General features: G+C 62.2%; 12 protein-coding genes. 8 read left to right on the top strand and 4 right to left on the bottom strand.

The window, feature by feature from the left end; genetic code table 11:
* Positions 1-168: 168 nt before the first annotated feature.
* The 3 genes from EP837_RS17985 to EP837_RS17975 are packed head-to-tail and all read right to left on the bottom strand — an operon-like array spanning position 169 to position 5,807.
* On the bottom strand, positions 169-3,249 hold the full coding sequence (locus EP837_RS17985) for an efflux RND transporter permease subunit (RefSeq protein ID WP_066531475.1): 3,081 nt from the start codon (positions 3,247-3,249) through the stop codon (positions 169-171).
* 3 nt (positions 3,250-3,252) lie between these two features.
* Positions 3,253-4,332 carry an efflux RND transporter periplasmic adaptor subunit gene (locus tag EP837_RS17980; protein ID WP_156518701.1) on the bottom strand — a complete coding sequence of 360 codons (1,080 nt, stop codon included), beginning with the start codon at positions 4,330-4,332 and terminating at the stop codon, positions 3,253-3,255.
* Complete coding sequence (locus EP837_RS17975) at positions 4,329-5,807, bottom strand: efflux transporter outer membrane subunit (protein WP_066531474.1); 1,479 nt, start codon at positions 5,805-5,807, stop codon at positions 4,329-4,331. Before EP837_RS17975 ends, EP837_RS17980 begins: the two co-directional genes overlap by 4 nt.
* An 88-nt stretch (positions 5,808-5,895) precedes the next feature.
* On the opposite strand from EP837_RS17975, the gene EP837_RS17970 reads away from it, so the two are divergent.
* From EP837_RS17970 to EP837_RS17960, 3 genes are all read left to right on the top strand, one after another.
* Positions 5,896-6,543 carry a TetR/AcrR family transcriptional regulator gene (locus tag EP837_RS17970; RefSeq protein ID WP_197486378.1) on the top strand — a complete coding sequence of 216 codons (648 nt, stop codon included), beginning with the start codon at positions 5,896-5,898 and terminating at the stop codon, positions 6,541-6,543.
* A 211-nt stretch (positions 6,544-6,754) separates the two neighbouring features.
* Positions 6,755-9,202 carry a TonB-dependent receptor gene (locus tag EP837_RS17965; RefSeq protein ID WP_066531472.1) on the top strand — a complete coding sequence of 816 codons (2,448 nt, stop codon included), beginning with the start codon at positions 6,755-6,757 and terminating at the stop codon, positions 9,200-9,202.
* A gap of 205 nt (positions 9,203-9,407) precedes the next feature.
* The gene (locus EP837_RS17960) at positions 9,408-10,085 is read left to right on the top strand and encodes a TetR/AcrR family transcriptional regulator C-terminal domain-containing protein (RefSeq protein WP_066531471.1); all 678 of its coding nucleotides are present in this window, start codon (positions 9,408-9,410) and stop codon (positions 10,083-10,085) included.
* 30 nt (positions 10,086-10,115) lie between these two features.
* Here EP837_RS17960 and EP837_RS17955 read toward each other — a convergent pair whose 3' ends face one another.
* Entirely contained in the window at positions 10,116-11,192 is a 1,077-nt protein-coding gene (locus EP837_RS17955) for a helix-turn-helix domain-containing protein (RefSeq protein ID WP_066531470.1), read from the bottom strand.
* Between the two features lie 251 nt (positions 11,193-11,443).
* Here EP837_RS17955 and EP837_RS17950 point away from each other — a divergent pair, with 251 nt between their 5' ends.
* From EP837_RS17950 to EP837_RS17930, 5 genes are read left to right on the top strand one after another with little or no spacing between them, the layout of a single operon-like run.
* Positions 11,444-13,099, top strand: a complete 1,656-nt coding sequence (locus EP837_RS17950; RefSeq protein ID WP_066531468.1) for a DUF1592 domain-containing protein — start codon at positions 11,444-11,446, stop codon at positions 13,097-13,099.
* The gene (locus tag EP837_RS17945; protein ID WP_066531466.1) at positions 13,099-14,451 is read left to right on the top strand and encodes a DUF1552 domain-containing protein; all 1,353 of its coding nucleotides are present in this window, start codon (positions 13,099-13,101) and stop codon (positions 14,449-14,451) included. Before EP837_RS17950 ends, EP837_RS17945 begins: the two co-directional genes overlap by 1 nt.
* A gap of 26 nt (positions 14,452-14,477) precedes the next feature.
* Complete coding sequence (locus EP837_RS17940; protein WP_197486377.1) at positions 14,478-14,939, top strand: c-type cytochrome; 462 nt, start codon at positions 14,478-14,480, stop codon at positions 14,937-14,939.
* Positions 14,939-15,631, top strand: a complete 693-nt coding sequence (locus EP837_RS17935) for a cytochrome b/b6 domain-containing protein (RefSeq protein ID WP_066531461.1) — start codon at positions 14,939-14,941, stop codon at positions 15,629-15,631. The genes EP837_RS17940 and EP837_RS17935 overlap by 1 nt, the downstream gene beginning before the upstream one ends.
* A gap of 31 nt (positions 15,632-15,662) precedes the next feature.
* A complete protein-coding gene (locus tag EP837_RS17930; RefSeq protein WP_066531459.1) occupies positions 15,663-16,439 on the top strand; it encodes an SDR family NAD(P)-dependent oxidoreductase in 777 nt (258 codons plus the stop codon).
* The last annotated feature ends 90 nt before the right edge of the window (positions 16,440-16,529 follow it).

Genomic DNA, 16,529 nt, shown 5'->3' with positions numbered 1-16,529 from the left:
AACAGATACTCTGCCCCCTCCGAACCACGGCCAAGCGTAGCAGGCAAAGAAAAGGCCGGCATATAGCCGGCCTAGTAGGTGTAGGAGAGTGCCTGGAAGGCAGTCCCCAATTGAACGTCTATGTTCGATTGGTCAAGCGATAAGTGAGTAAACGCTAATGTCGCCTCATCATGTAGGGAACGGATCATCGTCGCCCGGCTGACGCGGCGTCACGAATCGGGCGGCGCGCGGCGCGATCCAACGTTCGATGCTCTCCACAATTTCATATATCACCGGGACGAAGATGAGTGACAAGGCGGTGGACGTGATCAAACCGCCGATCACCGCGAGCGCCATGGGCTGACGGAACTCAGCGCCCTCCCCTATCCCGAGCGCCGTAGGCAGCATGCCCGCCGCCATCGCAACAGTCGTCATCACGATCGGCCTTGCACGCTCACGGCACGCATTGCGCAGCGCATGCGTCATCGGCGTTCCTGCACGCTCTTCCTCGATCGCAAACTCGACGAGCAGGATCGAGTTCTTGGCGCACAGCCCGAGCAGCATCAGCAAGCCGATCATGGCGGGAAGGTCCAGCGTCTTGCCAAAGAGGACCAGCGCGGTGAATGCGCCAAGCAGCGACAGCGGAAGCGCGGCAAGAATCACCACTGGCTTGAAGAAGCCCTTGAACAACAGAACCAGGACGGAGAATGTTAGGCCGATACCTGCCACGATCGCGAGCAGAAAACCGCCAAACAGTTCAGCCATTGCCTCGGAGTCGCCTTCACGCGCTTGCTGCACGCCTTTGGGAAGATTGCGCATCACCGGCAGCGCTGCGACTTCTTCAAGCGCCTGTCCTAATGTCCTCCCGGCGATGAGGTCAGCTTCCACCGACACTCGGCGTTCGCGGTCATACCGCACGATCTTTCCGGGTCCGGCCTTGAACCGGATATCCGCGACAGCCGACAGCGGCGTCGTCTGGCCATCAAGCGTCGGGACCCGCAGGTTGGCGATCGTATCCAAATCCTGACGCGATCCTTCTGGCAGGCGCACGCGTATCGGCACGCGTTCGTCGCCATCGGAATATTTTGCGACGCTGGCGTCTATGTCACCGATGGTTGCGACGCGCAGGACCTGCGCCAGGGTGCGGCTATCCACGTTGAGGCGCGCGGCCTCCTCTGACCGGGGCGTCACGATCAACTCCGGACCGGCAGGCGGAGGCGCAGGGCGCGGATCCGAAATCGAGCGCACGCCGCGCATCTGGCGCAACAATTCGATCTGCGTGCGCTCCAGCGCCTGCCCATCCTCTCCCGCCAGCACGATGCTGACACCCGCACTGCCGAACGAACCCTGGTTCGACAGGCGAATATCGGGCACATCGCGCAGCTTGGGCCTTATGATCTGGCGGAACTGGTCCGTGGTGACGTCGCGATGCTCCTTCAGCACGACCGTCAAGGTCCCCGACCTCAGATCATCGCCGTCGCCAAAGCCTCCTGCGGTCGAGCCGACCTGCGCAAAGACGCGCTCGACGGCGGGTTCGGCCAGCAGCATCTTCGTGGCTGTGTTCACAGCACGGGCCATGTCCTCGCGCGTGGCGCCAGGAGGCCCCTGCACCGCCACATAGAGATAGCCGGGATTGCCGACCGGCTGGAAACCCACTGGCGTGAGGCTGGCGAGCAGCAGCGACAACAGGAAAATGCCTGCGCCGATCGCCATGGTCATCCACCGATGCGCCAGCGCCCAATCCAATATGCGGCCGTAGATCGGATTGACCGGCTGCTTTTCCCGATGCGTCCTATCCTTCAACGGCACCAGGAAATAGGCGGCCATCAGAGGCGTGAGCAAGCGCGCGACCACTAGGGAGAAAAGCACCGCGACTGCGACGGTCAGGCCGAACTCTCGGAAAAACTGCCCTGCCTGGCCCGGTATCAGCGAAACCGGCGCGAACACGGCGATGATCGTCGCAGTAGTGGCAATGACCGCGAGGCCGATGGCGTCGGCCCCGATCAGCGCGGCGCGATAGGGGCTTTCCCCTGCCTCGATGCGCTTTTCGATATTTTCGACTTCCACGATGGCGTCATCGACCAGGATGCCGATCACCAGCGTCAGCGCCAGCAGCGTGATGCTGTTGAGGCTGAAGCCCATGGCCGACATCATCACGAAAGTCGGGATGAGCGACAGCGGCATGGCTACGGCAGCGATGATCGTGGCCCGCCAGTTACGCAGGAAGAGATAGACCACGAGGACGGCGAGGAAGATGCCCTCGATTAGCACATGCTGGGTCGAAGAGAAGCTGCGGCGTGTGGAATCAACGGTGGAAACCAGCTTGGTGAAGATGACGCCCCGATGATCCGCCTGAAGCTGATCGATCGCCTTGACCACCCGATCTTCCACGCTGATGTCACTCGCATCGCGCGTCTTGCTGACCTGGATCGCGGTCACCGGCCTGCCGTCGAGACGCGCGAAGCTGCGCTGCTCGGCCGCGCCGTCGCCAATCTCGGCAATATCGGACAGGCGCACATAGCGGCCCTGGACAGGGATGGAGAGCGCCCGCAGCCGGTCTATCGTAATGGACGATCCCAGCACGCGGATCGTTTGTTCGACTGCGCCGACGTCCGCGCGGCCGCCCGGATCATCGCTATTGAAGGCCGCAAGCGCATTGTTGACCTGCGGCGCGGTCACGCCGAACGCCGCCATGCGCTGCGCATCCAACACCACATTGATCTCGCGCTCCGCGCCGCCAATCCGCCGGACCTGCGCCACCCCCGCCTGGGCTTGCAAGGCTCGGGTGACGACCTTGTCGATGAAGCGCGACAATTCGGTGTCGCCCATACCCGGCGCGCTGACCGCATAGGTCAGGATCGGCGCGTTATCGATGTCCAGCCTCTGCACCAGCGGCGGATCGATACCGGTAGGCAGTTCGACGCGCGCCCGCTCCACGGCAGTGCGGACGTCATCCGTAGCCTTCTGCATGTCGCTGTGGAGCTCGAATTCGACCGTCGTGGTTGATGAGCCGAGTACGGCGGTCGAGCTGATATGCTTGACCCCGGCCACGCCGCTAAGGGCGTTCTCTATGGGGCGGGTAATCTGATTTTCAACTTCGCTGGGCGCAGCGCCATTTTGCGTGACGGTAACGCTCACGACAGGGAAGTTGACATTGGGGAACTGCTTGATGGGCAGTCCGACATAGGCGACGATCCCCGCAATCGTCAGCAGGATGAACAGCGATACGACCGGAATCGGATTGCGGATGGCCCAGGCGGAAATGCGCATGGCTTAGGTTCTTCCGCCGGGCGCAGTCCGCACCCGGTCGCCTTCCAGCAGGAACGCGCCGCCGCCCAGGACCGCTCGGCCGCCCGGCTTCGCGCCGCTCAATATTTCGACCATGCCCGCTGCACGCCGTCCCGTGCGCACCGACACGCGATGAACGCGGTCGCCCTTGTCCAGCAGCAGCATGTACGCGCCGTCCGCATCATAATGCACCGCCTTTTCAGGGGCCGCCAGGACAGCCGTGCTTTCCTTGACGAAACTGGCTTGGGCAAAGCCACCCGGCCGCAGATCGGGACTGACGGGCAGGGCAATGCGGGCCCTCGACAGGCCGGTCTGGTTATCGACGCGCGCGCCCAGCAGGCGCACCCTGCCGTTGATCTTCGCGCCCGACGCTAGCGTGACGACAGCAGGGTCGCCGATGGCCAGAGTGCCCATCGCCGCTTCGGCTACTTCGGCATCCAGTTCTACAAGATCGTCGCGTGCGATGGTGAACAGCACCGTGCCCGATGCGGAGGGTTCGCCCGGCCGTGCGGAACGCTGAAGCACGCGTCCTGCGACAGGCGAACGCACGATCAGCCGCCGCTGCCGCGTCAGCAGATCGTCAAGCTGCGCCTTTGCCACGCCGACCGCCGCCTGCGCCGAACGGGCCGCTATCCGTCGCTGATCGATTGCCTCCTGCGAAAGCACGCCCTGATTGTCGAGCCCGGCCACGCGGCCTGCCTCCATCCGCGCCTTTTCATAAGCCACCTGCTGCTGGCTGAGCTGCGCGCGCGCCTGATCTATCTGGGAGCGCAGCAGCGTGTCGTCCAATACGGCAAGCACCTGCCCCGCGCCGACCCTGGCGTCTTCTTCCACCAGCACTCGAGCGATACGGTAGCCCGACAGTTCCGGCGCGACCGCCACTTCCTCCCGCGGGATCAGCCGGCCCGAAGCGCTAAGCCCGCCTTCCAGTGCGCGCTGCTCGATCCGAGCGACGGTCACGGTGGGGGGCGGCGGTTCCTTCGCGCCGTCCTCGCCGCGGCCGCATGCGGCAAGCAGCAGCGTGAAGGGTAGCGCCAGGGCAATGGGACGCAGCTTGATGGTCACGGCATTTCCTTGGACTGGATCGGCAGAATGATTGCGGGCTGGTCAGGGGCGGTCGCCGGATCATCAGGGCTCCAACCCCCGCCCAATGTCCGGCACGCGGCAACGATATTGTTGAGCGCCCGCGTCCGCGCCGTGGTGAGCGCCCGGCGCGCCGCACGCCAGGTCTGTTCGGACTGCAGCAGCGTTGTAAGGTCGGTCAGCCCGGCCTGATAGCCCTTGCGTCCCGTACTGAAGGCGAAGCGCGCCCGCTCTTCCGCCCGCGCCAGATCGGTGAGCCGCGTTCGGTCGGCGGCGACGAGAGCGAGCGCTATGTCGGCGTCGCGAAAGGCCGCCTGCACCGCTGCCTCATAACTGATGACCGCTTGCTCCCCCTGAGCCTGCGTCGCACGCAGTTGCGCCATCAGGCGCGTTCGATCCAGTATCGGCAGGCTTAGCCCCGCGCCCAGCGACCAGAGGCTCGACACGCCTCCCAGCGCGCCCGAGGTACGGCTGATGCTGCCGGTCCCCTGAAGGGTGAAGCGCGGAAAGAGCGCCAGCCGGTCAACCTGCACGGCGCTCGCCGCTGCCGCCAGCCGCGCTTCCGCCGCGAGCACATCCGGTCGGCGGGTCAGCAGCGTTGCGGGCAAGATCGGCGGGACCGGCGGCGGCGTATCGAGCCGCGCTTCGATGGGCAGGCTTTCGGTCCGCGCATCGGGCCGCCCCACCAGCACCAGCAGCGATCGCTTTGCATTGCGCAATGCGGTTTCAACGCGCGTCAGTTCTGCCTGCGCGGACGCGACATCGCCTTCCAGCCGCGCCGTCTCCCCCGCTGCGACCAGACCATGATCGCGGCCGAGTTCGGACGCCCGCGCCAAATCCCGCGCGATCCGCAGCACCTCCTGAGCATCGTCACGCTGCACCGCGAGCCCGCGTGCGTCGAACAAGGCGCTGGCGACATCGGCAGCCAGACTGAGACGCGCAGCATGATAGTCATAGGCGGCCGCCACATAGCTTGCCCGCGCGCCTTCCCCAATCGCGGCCAGCCGCCCGAACAGGTCGAGTTCCCAGCTCGGGCTGAAGCTCAGCGACTGACTATCGCTCCTTGCTGTCGAACCGAAGACATCGGTGCCCGACAGCTGACTGCCATCCTGCACCTTGGCCGAACCGCTCACCGCCCCTGTGGGCAGGCGTTGGGACAGCGACTGATCCCGGATGGCACGCGCCTCCCGCAGGCGGAAATAGGCGGACCGCGCATCCGTATTATAGGCCAACGCCTCGTCCACCAACGCGGAAAGCTGCGGGTCGGCGAAGCGGTCCCACCATCTGTCCAGCGGTTCCGACGCTGCCCCAGTGGCAGGAGCCGCCTCAAACCGTTCAGGCAGGGCAAGCTTCGGCCGCGCCAGTTCAATCGATGGGGCGCAGCCGCAAAGCGCGGCGCAAAGCAGAAGCAAAGAGGAGCGCAGGCCCAAAGGCGGCAAGCGACGAACTCCGATCATGACGGTTGACCTCTCCGATAGCGGAGTGAATAAAAGAAACAAGATTGTTTATTTTCGAACCATCGATTTTTTGCCAGGGACGCCGCCCATGACTGACAACCCGCCCGCTCGCCGCCCAGGTCGCCCCCGCCGCGAGGAAAGTGCGGAAATCGAGCATCGGCTGGTCGAAACCACCATGCGCATGCTGGTTGAACATGGGCCCAGCCTGACGATGAACACGATCATCACGGCTTCCGGCCTGTCGCGGAAGACGGTGTACGCCCATTATCCGAACAAGCCCGCCCTCTTCGCCGCGGTCGTGCGGCAAATGCTCGGCTACGCGCTTCAACCCTTGGCCGTGCCGCCACGCGCTCGCTGGCAGGAAAGCCTCCTTTCCTTCGTCGAACAATGCCTCGCTGAAGTGTGCGAGCCTTATGCGACAGCGATGCGGCGCCTGTTGATGCTGAACTCATCATTCTTTGAGGAAGCGCGGCCGCAGATCGAGCAAGTGGTGGTGCGGCGCTATCTCGATCCTCTTGCCGCCTATTTGCAGTCGCTGGTGGATCAAGGGATCTTGCCCGATCAGGATGTGGGATTTGCAGCGGAATCTCTGACCAGCCTGATCCTGTCGGAATCACATCGCCGCTTCTTTCAGGGCGAAGCAGATGACAGTGTCGATGCGGTGCAGCTCAACCGTCATGCGCGGCGGCTGACCGCCTTATTTTGCGGCGGCATCACAAGCCCTGCCGACCTCTAGAGCTTCGGTTTTTCCCGAGCATTATTCCGGTCTGCGGGCGCCATTCGCAAGATGCGTTACGGAACGTCCGGTTACAGAGTCATTTCGCACGCGATCGTTCAGAAAAATTGTTGCCTGCGTTGGTGACTCCGATATAGTGCACGCAAACGGCCCAAGATCACGAGAGCCGTTTTAACTGAAACATACCTCTTGGGGAGGATTATCGATGCGAATGAAGCGCGTTAAGCGCACGGCGCTCCTGTGCGCCAGTGTCTCTGCCTTTGCCGTACCGGGCGTGGCTTTCGCCCAGGCGGGTGCAGAAAATCCCAACGCCGACATCATCGTCACGGCCACCCGCCGCGAAGAACGGTTGCAGGACGTTCCGATGTCCGTGAACGTCGCTACGGGTGAACAGCTCGAAAAGTTCAAGATTTTCGACGTCAAGGACGTCTCCCAGCTTGCGCCGGGTCTTCAGCTGACCAACACGACCGGCCGCAACAATACGACCACCCTGCGCGGCATCACCTTCGATCCTGATCAGGGCACCGGGCCTGCAGTTCAGACCTATTATAATGAAATCCCTACGGATGCGCAGACGATCTTCACTGCGATCTACGACATCCAGCAGATCGAAGTTCTGCGCGGTCCCCAGGGTCTGTTGCGCGGCCTGTCGGCTCCCGCTGGCTCGATTACCATCGCCACGCGCAAGCCGAACTTCGACGGCCCTGAAGGCTATTTGCAGGCCACCGGCACCGACCGGCACGCCTACAACGTCCAGGGCGGCGCTTCCCTCGCCTTCAATGACACGCTCGCGATCCGCGTCGCCGGTGTGGTCGATGGCAACCGCGTGAACCAAGTGCGGAACGTCAATACCGACCAATATTCACGCAGCCGTACGGAGAGCGGACGCATCACTCTGGGCTGGAAGCCAAGCACCGACTTCACCGCTTACCTGACCTATCAGTATCTGCATGCGGACAACCGCGTGTTCCAGCAGGTGGTCGGAAGTGGAAATACGCCTCTTGGCCAGTACGAGACTCTTTTCGGCACCCCGATCGTCCTTCTTCCCGCAGCGTTCGGCGGCCGTCCTTTCACACCAGACACCACGGTCAGGTCAGGTCCGCCGCTCAGCGTCTCAGACCGGGGTTCCGTGCAGGAAGGCATCTTCCGCAACCAGAATGAAACTCATCTCGTCAACCTGCAGTTCGACTATGATCTTGGTCCGGCGACGCTGTCCTTTGTCGGTGCCCATCAATACAGCAAGTTGAAGATCTCCCGTGACCTGGATTCCGCGAATGCCATTCCGGGCTATATTCAGACGTCGAACGTGACCACACCGTACAAGGTCGATACGGCCGAACTGCGACTGAGTTCGAACAATGATGAAGGGCTTGGCTGGGGTGTGAGCGCATTCCATTCGAAGCAGACGGGTACGACGTTCGTGGACCAGGATAGCAGCCTGTTCCTTTATAATGTCGCGCCTACTGCGCAGGTTAATCCACCCTGCGCACTGGCGGGCTGTTCGCCCCCGAACAGCATCGCACCCTTCACCTTCCCCAATCAATTGCCGCTCCGAGCGTTGGTGACGGTGCCAGTGAACTCTCAGGTCTGGTCGTTTGCTGGGAATCTCCGCTACAAGACTGGCCCGCTGACTGTTCAGGGCGGCCTTCGCTATTCGATCCTGAAGAAGGTGCAAACAACACAGCAGCAACTCGTGGGCTTCTTCAATACGCCTGACGTTGAAATCATCCCCGCAGCGCTTCAGCGCACCAAGAACACGCCGATCACCGGCGGTGCGACGATCAATTATGAAGTGACGCCTGACCTGAATGTCTATGCGGCCTATGGACATTCATTCCGCCAAGGCAGTTCGAAGGTTGCCGGGCCGGCCGTTGTGAGCGCCGACCTCATCCAGACGCAGCCGGAAAAGACCGACTCGGTTGAAGCTGGTCTGAAGGGGTCGCTGTTCGATCGCAAGCTGAACTATTCCGTCGCAGCTTACTATCAGAAGCTCGATGGTTTCCTCAGCCGCTTCAACAGCATCTACTGGGAATCGCCAAGCAACCCGGGCCAGCCCAATGGCACTTTTGACTTCAATTATAATGGCGATGCCACGATCAAGGGTATCGAAGCTTCTATCAATGCACGGCCCACGCCCAATTGGGATCTGAACGTCAGCGCAGCCTACACAAAGGCTCGCTGGGACAATGCCAGCCTGCCGTGCAACGACTACGCGGGTACTGGAACTCCGAACACCACTGGTCCACAAAATGTCACCGGACCTGGCAATGTCAGCTATTGCACGAGCAGCGACAAGCTGGCCAACACGCCTGATTTCAGCTTGAATGCCAACACGGAAGTCCGCTTCCCGATGGATACTGTCACGCCTTTCGTCAGCGCGCTGCTAACCTACACGCCGAGCTATTACTGGTGGCAGTCGCAGTATCGCTTCAAGCATCGTGAGCTGGTCAACCTGTTCGTCGGAGTCCGTTCGAACGACGACAAATGGGAACTCAGCGCCTTCGCGAAGAATGTGCTCAATCAAAAGCGCATCACGAATATCTCGCTGGGCGAAGTGCAGACCAACGCTGTCGTGGCTGGCTCCTTCCAGTCGGGTTACAGCACGGTCAACGTGACGAACCCGCGCGAAATTGGCGCGACCTTGACCTTCAACTGGTAACAGCTTTCCGACTGACCCCTCTGGGGAGAAAGCCGGAACTGCTAAAACGGAACCCTGTCCTCGCGTCCGCGAGGGCAGGGTTCTGCTTTTACGCCGACATTCACCATCCTCCAGCTCCGCCCTTGCGCAGACCGTTGCGGATCAGCATGGAAGGCCACGGCCGCGCCAGTGAGGCCGCATCTTCAACGAAGCTAGGAAAGCCAGATTGACCCAGCCACCCGCCTTCCCTGCCAAGCGTGCAGGCCGCCCGCGACGGCTAACGACCAGTCAGCTGGTCGAGGCGGCGATTGCCCTTGGCTTGGAGGATTTAACCATGTCTGCGCTGGCGGAGCGACTGGGCGTGCGTGTCGCAGTTCTCTATAATTATGTGAAGGGCCGCGAGGAACTGATCAGTCTCGCCGCGCGCCACGCGATCAGCACGCAGCCATTCCCCGAGGATGTTGGCCAGGACTGGCGCGACTATGCCCTCGCCTATGCCCGCGCCGCCTATGACCTCTTCCACAGCGACGCTCAATTATTGCCCTTGGTGATGAACGGAAAGCTCAGCCCCGCCATCAAGATCGACAGCGTCGAAAGCTGGCTGGAAACCATGACGAAACACGGCTTTGCGGCCGGAGAAGCGCTTAGCATCCTGAAGGCGGTCGATACGCTGGTCATGGGATCGGCGGTGCTTGCGTCCCATGCGCGATCCTATGCCGCGGATTATTCCGTGAGCGTGCGTGACACGGTGAACAGCCGCCCGCCTGCCGAACTGCCGCTGTTGGTCGCCAACCTGGACAGCTTCGCGGCAATTGTTGACCCAGAAAATTGGGAGCGATCGCTTCAGATGTTGGTCGACGGCATCGACGCCCAGAAACGCGTCGGCGGCAGCCCTCGCAGCTAGCAGCGCGCGACGCTCACAAGCTGCAAGCGATTACGCCTCCATTTCCGGCTCCCGCACGATGGCGGCGCTTCCCTGACGGTAGGCCGTGGGAGAGTCGCCGGTCCATGTCCGGAACGCCTGGCGGAAGGCATCGGAGTCGCAATAATCCAACCGGACGGCGATCTCCTCGATCGACATATCGCTCCTACGCAGCAGATGCAGGGCCAGCTCACGGCGGCAGCTTTCGCGTACCTGCCGATAGCTTGTGCCCTCCCGCGCAAGTTGGCGGCGCAGCGTGGCTTCGCTCCCGCCCAGGCTGCTGACGATCTCGCCAAAAGCGGGCAAACGGCCAGCATTTCGCAGCGCCGCCATCGCGATGCTCCGGACTCGCATTTCGGCAGGCTGCCGATCCGCTTCCCGAACGCCGGACACGAACAGCAGATTGTTCACCGGCCGCCGATCAAGCTCATCGCCGGTCCGGACGACCGGATAGTCGAGTAAGGCAGCGCTGAAATCAAAGCCGCTCCATCCTTCGTTCAGCCGCACCGGAAAGGGCAATTCGGGCAGGTCGAGGGCGCCAAAAACATCAGCCGAGTGGCTCAGACAAGCGTGGCGAACAGGAATGCGCAGATCGATCAGCCAACCCAGCAGGCCATGTATCTCCATCATTCCAAACAGGTCAATCAGACAGCGCGCAGGCGTCGATCCGCCCGACCGGATCGCTTGGAGCTGCAACTGTGCGCCGTCGCCATGCGTGCGCAGCGTCATCTTGCCGCACCGCCAGTCTATCGCCTCGAAACACTCGCAACAGCGCATGATCGCTTCGCGCAAGGTTCGCGCCCCGGTCAGGCTGTATAGAACCACCCGCCAGTCGCAGGGGCGCAAGGTCTGATGCCCCGCCAGCAACGCATCCCTCCCCGCCAGCTCATTGGTGGCCCTGCTGGTAATGCGTGCGAGATCCGTGACGGGCAGGTTGGACAGTGACAGCCCCTCATCTTCCGTTCGCCCTACATGGCGGAACAATGGGGCGGTGGATCCGAAGACATCGGCATAGATCGCCAGAACACGTTCGGCGACGCTTTCGGCCAGATGCCATTCACTGTGTCTGGGCTCTGTGGAGCGCACCATCTCTTCCCCTAATTTTCGATCACTTTAGCGGATATGGAGGCGGAGATAAATCTCACAATTATCCGACTTTCCAAAAGCCGCTGCCCGAAAAAGCCGCGCCCCTTGATTGAAATTGGGGTGGCCGACGATCAGGAGAAGCGCCATCTGGAAGAATAAAGTTAAGCGAGAGGATATATGAAGGTGAGAGAGGACGCCGAGGGCTGTTCCATAGTCCACACCGGCGCGGCCGTGCCCTGGTCAGGCGTGCGAAAATGAAGTTGCGCGCCCTTTCCTCACTCACGCTAGCAGGCGCTTGCCTGACGCTGGGCCTGAGCATCGCGTTCAACGGAGCGCGGGCTGACGAAGCGCACAGCAGTACCCCGGCCAGCCAGCTTCGGCGATTGACCGAAAGCCAGTATCGCAGCGTCATCGCGGACATTTTCGGACCAGACATCAAGGTTGTCGGCCGGTTCGAACCCGATCTGCGCATCGATGGGCTGCAAGCGGTCGGCACCAGCGCCGTCTCCGTCACGGCAGCCGGTCTGGAACAATATGAAGGGTTGGCACGGAATATTGCGGCTCAGGTGACGGATGAACAGCATCGCGCCAAGCTGGTCGGATGCGAACCGTCCGCCGCCGACAAGGATGGCGCTGCCTGCGCCCGCCGCTTCATCGAACATGTGGGGCCGCAGCTCTTTAGGCGGCCAATGGCTGCAGCGGAAGTCACCGCGCTGACAAATGAGACGGTTTCCGCCGCCAGCACGCTCGGCAGCTTCCACGCCGGTCTGGCCGCGACGCTGTCGGGTATGCTGACCAGCCCCGAATTCCTGTTTCGCGTCGATCGGCCTGCCGCCTCCAAGCGGAGCATCGATGCCTGGTCGAAGGCCAGTCGCCTCTCTTTCCTCCTCTGGAACACGACCCCCGATCAGGCGCTGCTAAACGATGCGGCGAGCGGCGCGCTGGATACGCAGGCTGGCCTCGCGAAAGCGGTGGATCGCATGATCGGCTCGCCCCGCTTCGAGCAGGGTGTTCGCGCCTTCTTCACCGACTATCTTCGCTTGGACGGAATGGATGAATTGGCGAAGGACTCGCTGATTTACCCCGCCTTCTCACCGACGGTAGCGACCGCGCTGCGCGAACAGACGCTCCGCACGATCAATTGGCTCTTGGTCGAGCGGAAGGGCGATTATCGGGATCTCTTCACCACGCGCGCCATCGCTATGAATAAGTCGCTCGGACCGATCTACGATATACCGGTGTCAACGGCTAACTGGTACATCCATGAATTTCCGCAGGGGGACCCCCGGGGCGGGCTTCTCACCCATGCCAGCCTGTTATCGCAGCATTCGCATCCGGGCCGCACATCGCCGACACTGCGGGGCGTGGCGCTGCGAGAGATATTCCTGTGCGAGAAAATCCCTGCCCCGCCCGCCAATGTAAACTTCGCGGTGGTGCAGAATGTCGATAACCCGACGCTAAAGACCACCCGCGCCCGGCTTCAGGCACATCTTGACGATGAGGAATGCGCGAGTTGCCACCGTAAAACCGATCCGCTTGGTCTTGGCCTGGAGCAGTTCGACGGCGCGGGCCAGTTCCGCAAGGTGGAGCATGATGAGCCGATCGACGTCACCGGCAATTTCGAAAAACAAGCGTTTGATGGCGCGGCGGCGCTCGGCGGCTTGTTCCGCAACAACCCGCGCGTCAGCACATGCCTGGTTCAGTCTGCCTGGCGCTATGCCCTTGGACGCAATCCGACTGAGGCCGACGGTGCCGATATCGCGCGGCTGAACCAGGATTTCACGACGGCGGGCTATCGTTTCACTGCTCTGATGCGCACAATCGCGCTTGATCCGGCGCTCTTTGCCATGCCGCGCCTCGTGCCTGATCGCCGCGCGGGGATTGTCCGCAGAACCAAGGAGGCTGGTTGATGGTTGATGGAACGACTAGGCGCGGATTTCTGCTGCGGGGCGTGTTGGGCGGCGGGGCGGTCACCTTGGGCTTGCCGCTGCTCGATGCTTTCCTGAATGATAGTGGGACGGCCTTCGCCGCGACCATGGGCGGAGGCAGGCTTCCGGTGCGGTTCGGCACCTGGTTCTGGGGATGCGGCATGATCCCGGATCGCTGGCAGCCCAAGACCGTCGGCGCGGATTATGACCTGCCGCCGCAATTGGCGCCGATCGCCAAGGTGAAGCAGCATATCAGCGTGCTGACGGGCTTCGATGTGCTGCTGGATGGAAAGGGCAATCTGCCCCACCTGTCGGGCAACACTGCCGTGCGGACCGGTGCGCCGACCGACGATTGGCTCGGCATCCGCGCACCTACTTTGGATGTCCTGATCGCCGACGCCATCGGCAACGGTTCCTTCTTCCGCTCACTCGAACTGTCCGCAGACGGCGATGCGCGGACCAGCTATTCCTTCCGTGATGGGCGCAGCATGAACTCCGCGACCCCCAACGCTGTCGAATTCTACCGCAAGATTTTCGGACAGGATTTCAACGATCCCAACAAGGCGGATTTCACGCCCGACCCCCGCATCATGGTACGCCGCAGCGTATTGTCAGGCGTGACGGAGCAGCGCCAGGCGCTGCAAAAGCGTCTCGGTGCTTCCGACAAGGCCCGGCTCGATCAATATTTCACCTCGGTCCGCGAGATGGAAGGAAAGCTGGCGCTGCAATTGCAGAAGCCACCGCCGGCCGAAGCTTGCGTCGTGCCGCAAGAAGCGCCCGCCGTGTCGGGCGACATTACCGATGTCGATCGGCGGAAGAATAATCATCGCTTGATGGCGGAAATGTTGGCGATGGCGCTCGCCTGCAACCAGACGCGCGTATTCAACATGACGTTTTCCACCGCCGCCTCCGACTTGCGGCAAGCAGGTCAGACCACCGGCTATCATCAAAGCACGCATGAGGAACTGATCGACCGCTCCATCGGCTATCAGCCAACGGTCGATTTCTTCGCCATCCGCAACATGGAAGCCTGGGCGGACTTCGTTTCCGCACTGGCCGCCGTCAAGGAAGGCGATGGCACCCTGCTCGACAATATGCTGGTCTTCGCGCATTCGGACGTATCCTATGCGAAAAACCATGACGTCCTGGGCATCCCTGTCATGCTTGCGGGCAAGGCCGGAGGAAAGGTGAAATCCGGCTTGCATATCCAAGGCGGTGGAGAGACGATCAGCCGCGTCGGCCTGACCCTTCAGCAAGTGATGGGAATGCCTGTGGATTCCTGGGGGCTAGACGCCATGAACACCAAACGGCCGGTGAGCGAAATACTCGCCTGACGATGACAGCAACAATGAGGCAAAAGATGAAGCGATCCTATTCCGCAGCTTTCCTGGCGTTTGGCATGCTGGCCAGCTACGCCGCCTATGCTGCGGCGCCTGCAGTCACCAACGCGATCAAGGCCCGCCAGGCGAGCTACAAGGAGATCGGCGGAGCATTCAAAAGCATCAATGACGAGTTGAAGTCGGGCGCGCCCGACATGAACAGCGTCAAGCCGCTGGCGCGCGACATCGCCGCACGCGCCGCACTGCTGCCCAAATATTTCCCCAAGGGCAGCGGCCCGGAGGCCGGCCTTAAGACCCGCGCCAAGCCTGAAATCTGGAAGGACAATGCCGCCTTCGTGAAGCTTCAGGGCGACATGATCACCGCCGCCCGGGCGCTGGATGCGGCTGCCGCGAGCGGTAATGCCGCCGGCCTCAGCGCAGCGCGCAACACGCTGGGCGGCACCTGCAAAAGCTGTCACGACCGTTTCCGCGCGGAGCTTTGATGGCCGAGGCGGACATGAGCGGCGCGCCTGCGCGCCTGCGCATCTGGGACCTGCCAACCCGTCTGTTCCACTGGACATTGGTGCCCCTGTTGGGGCTCGCCTGGTGGACGGCGGAAGAACGGATGCTTGATTGGCATCGGCTCGCAGGATACAGCATCTTCACGCTGTTGCTCTTCCGCCTCATCTGGGGCGTTGCGGGCAGCAGCACCGCCCGCTTTTCCCATTTCGTGGGCGGGCCCGTAACGCTGTTCCGCTACGTGCGCGGTCATATGTTCAACCGGGGGGCGGCTCCGGCGCCTGGCCATAATCCGGTTGGCGGCTGGAGCGTTTTGGCGATGATTGCGCTGCTGGCGACGCAAGTCGGCCTCGGCTTCTTCTCGGTCGATATCGACGGCATGGAATCCGGCCCCTTCGCCTATCTGGTGGATTTTGACACCGGACGGGTCGCGGCGGAATGGCACGCGTTCGTCTTCAACATCATCCTGACGCTGACGGCGCTGCATGTCGTGGCGATCCTCTTTTACCTGATCCATCGCCGCGATAACCTTATCGGCCCGATGATCAGCGGATCGCGGCGATGGACTGGCGAACAGCCGGTTTTGCGTTTCGCGCCTGCGTGGATGGCGCTAGTGATCTTCCTGCTGGTCGCAGGCGGCACATGGTTGCTGATAGCGCAATTCGGCCGGGCCTGATCACACAGTAAAGAATTATCGGAGAAGTGTAATGAACAGCAGACTGAAGGACCGCCGCATCATCGTTTTCGGCAGCGCCACCGGCATTGGCGCGGCGACAGTCAAGCGCCTGGCCGAAGAAGGCGCGCGGGTCTGCGCCGCCGACATCAATCTGGCCGGTGCAGAAGCGGCTGCACAGGCGGCAGGCAACGGAGCCTTTGCCGTGCATGTCGATATTTCGGACGAGAAGTCGGTCAATGACGCCGTTCAGGCGGCCGTAGAGCAGCTTGGCGGTCTGGACGGCGCGCATATCAACGCTGCCGATCTGCGCGTGATCATGGAGGATTCCGACGCTCTCGCTCTGGACCTCGCCGTGTTCGACCGCACGGTCGCGGTCAACCTGCGCGGGCACCTGCTGTGCACGCGCGCCGTTCTGCCGCATCTGCTGAAGAACAAGGAATCGGCGATCGTTTATACCAGTTCCGGAGCCGCCCATGGCGCTGAGCCTACCCGCCCCTCCTATGCGATGACAAAGGCGGGGGTGAACGCCCTGATGCGTCACGTTGCGTCGCGCTGGGGCAAGGAAGGGCTGACGGCCAACGTTCTTGCACCGGGCTTTACCGTTACCGGGGAAATGAAGAAGCAGATGGAAGCCAACGGCCCTGAAGCGGAAAAATGGGCGAACTACTATATGGCAAAGACGCCCCACACCCGGCTGGGCGAGTCCGAAGATCATGCCGCAGTGGTGGCGCTGCTGCTTTCCGATGACGGCCGCTGGATCAGCGGCTCGATCATTGACGTGAACGGCGGTTCGCTGATGCGCGCCTGATCATAGGCTGGTCGCTCTTTGAGGACCAGCTTGTTCAAAGGCCTCCTCCCCTCAACCGGGAAGGAGGCCTTTTCTGTTTGTCCGTTACAG

The organism is Sphingobium sp. EP60837 (assembly GCF_001658005.1).
Lineage (GTDB): Bacteria > Pseudomonadota > Alphaproteobacteria > Sphingomonadales > Sphingomonadaceae > Sphingobium > Sphingobium tyrosinilyticum.
The sequence above is the reverse complement of the archived record's forward strand: the minus strand, read 5'-3'. Positions and strand labels throughout refer to the sequence as shown.

What these genes read in the sequence shown, in the direction of transcription:
- EP837_RS17985 (WP_066531475.1), bottom strand. Translation starts at nt 3,249, where the DNA reads ATGCGCATTTCCGCCTGGGCCATCCGCAATCCGATTCCGGTCGTATCG.
- EP837_RS17975 (WP_066531474.1), bottom strand. Translation starts at nt 5,807, where the DNA reads ATGATCGGAGTTCGTCGCTTGCCGCCTTTGGGCCTGCGCTCCTCTTTG.
- EP837_RS17970 (WP_197486378.1), top strand. Translation starts at nt 5,896, where the DNA reads ATGACTGACAACCCGCCCGCTCGCCGCCCAGGTCGCCCCCGCCGCGAG.
- EP837_RS17965 (WP_066531472.1), top strand. Translation starts at nt 6,755, where the DNA reads ATGAAGCGCGTTAAGCGCACGGCGCTCCTGTGCGCCAGTGTCTCTGCC.
- EP837_RS17955 (WP_066531470.1), bottom strand. Translation starts at nt 11,192, where the DNA reads ATGGTGCGCTCCACAGAGCCCAGACACAGTGAATGGCATCTGGCCGAA.
- EP837_RS17950 (WP_066531468.1), top strand. Translation starts at nt 11,444, where the DNA reads ATGAAGTTGCGCGCCCTTTCCTCACTCACGCTAGCAGGCGCTTGCCTG.
- EP837_RS17945 (WP_066531466.1), top strand. Translation starts at nt 13,099, where the DNA reads ATGGTTGATGGAACGACTAGGCGCGGATTTCTGCTGCGGGGCGTGTTG.
- EP837_RS17940 (WP_197486377.1), top strand. Translation starts at nt 14,478, where the DNA reads ATGAAGCGATCCTATTCCGCAGCTTTCCTGGCGTTTGGCATGCTGGCC.
- EP837_RS17935 (WP_066531461.1), top strand. Translation starts at nt 14,939, where the DNA reads ATGGCCGAGGCGGACATGAGCGGCGCGCCTGCGCGCCTGCGCATCTGG.
- EP837_RS17930 (WP_066531459.1), top strand. Translation starts at nt 15,663, where the DNA reads ATGAACAGCAGACTGAAGGACCGCCGCATCATCGTTTTCGGCAGCGCC.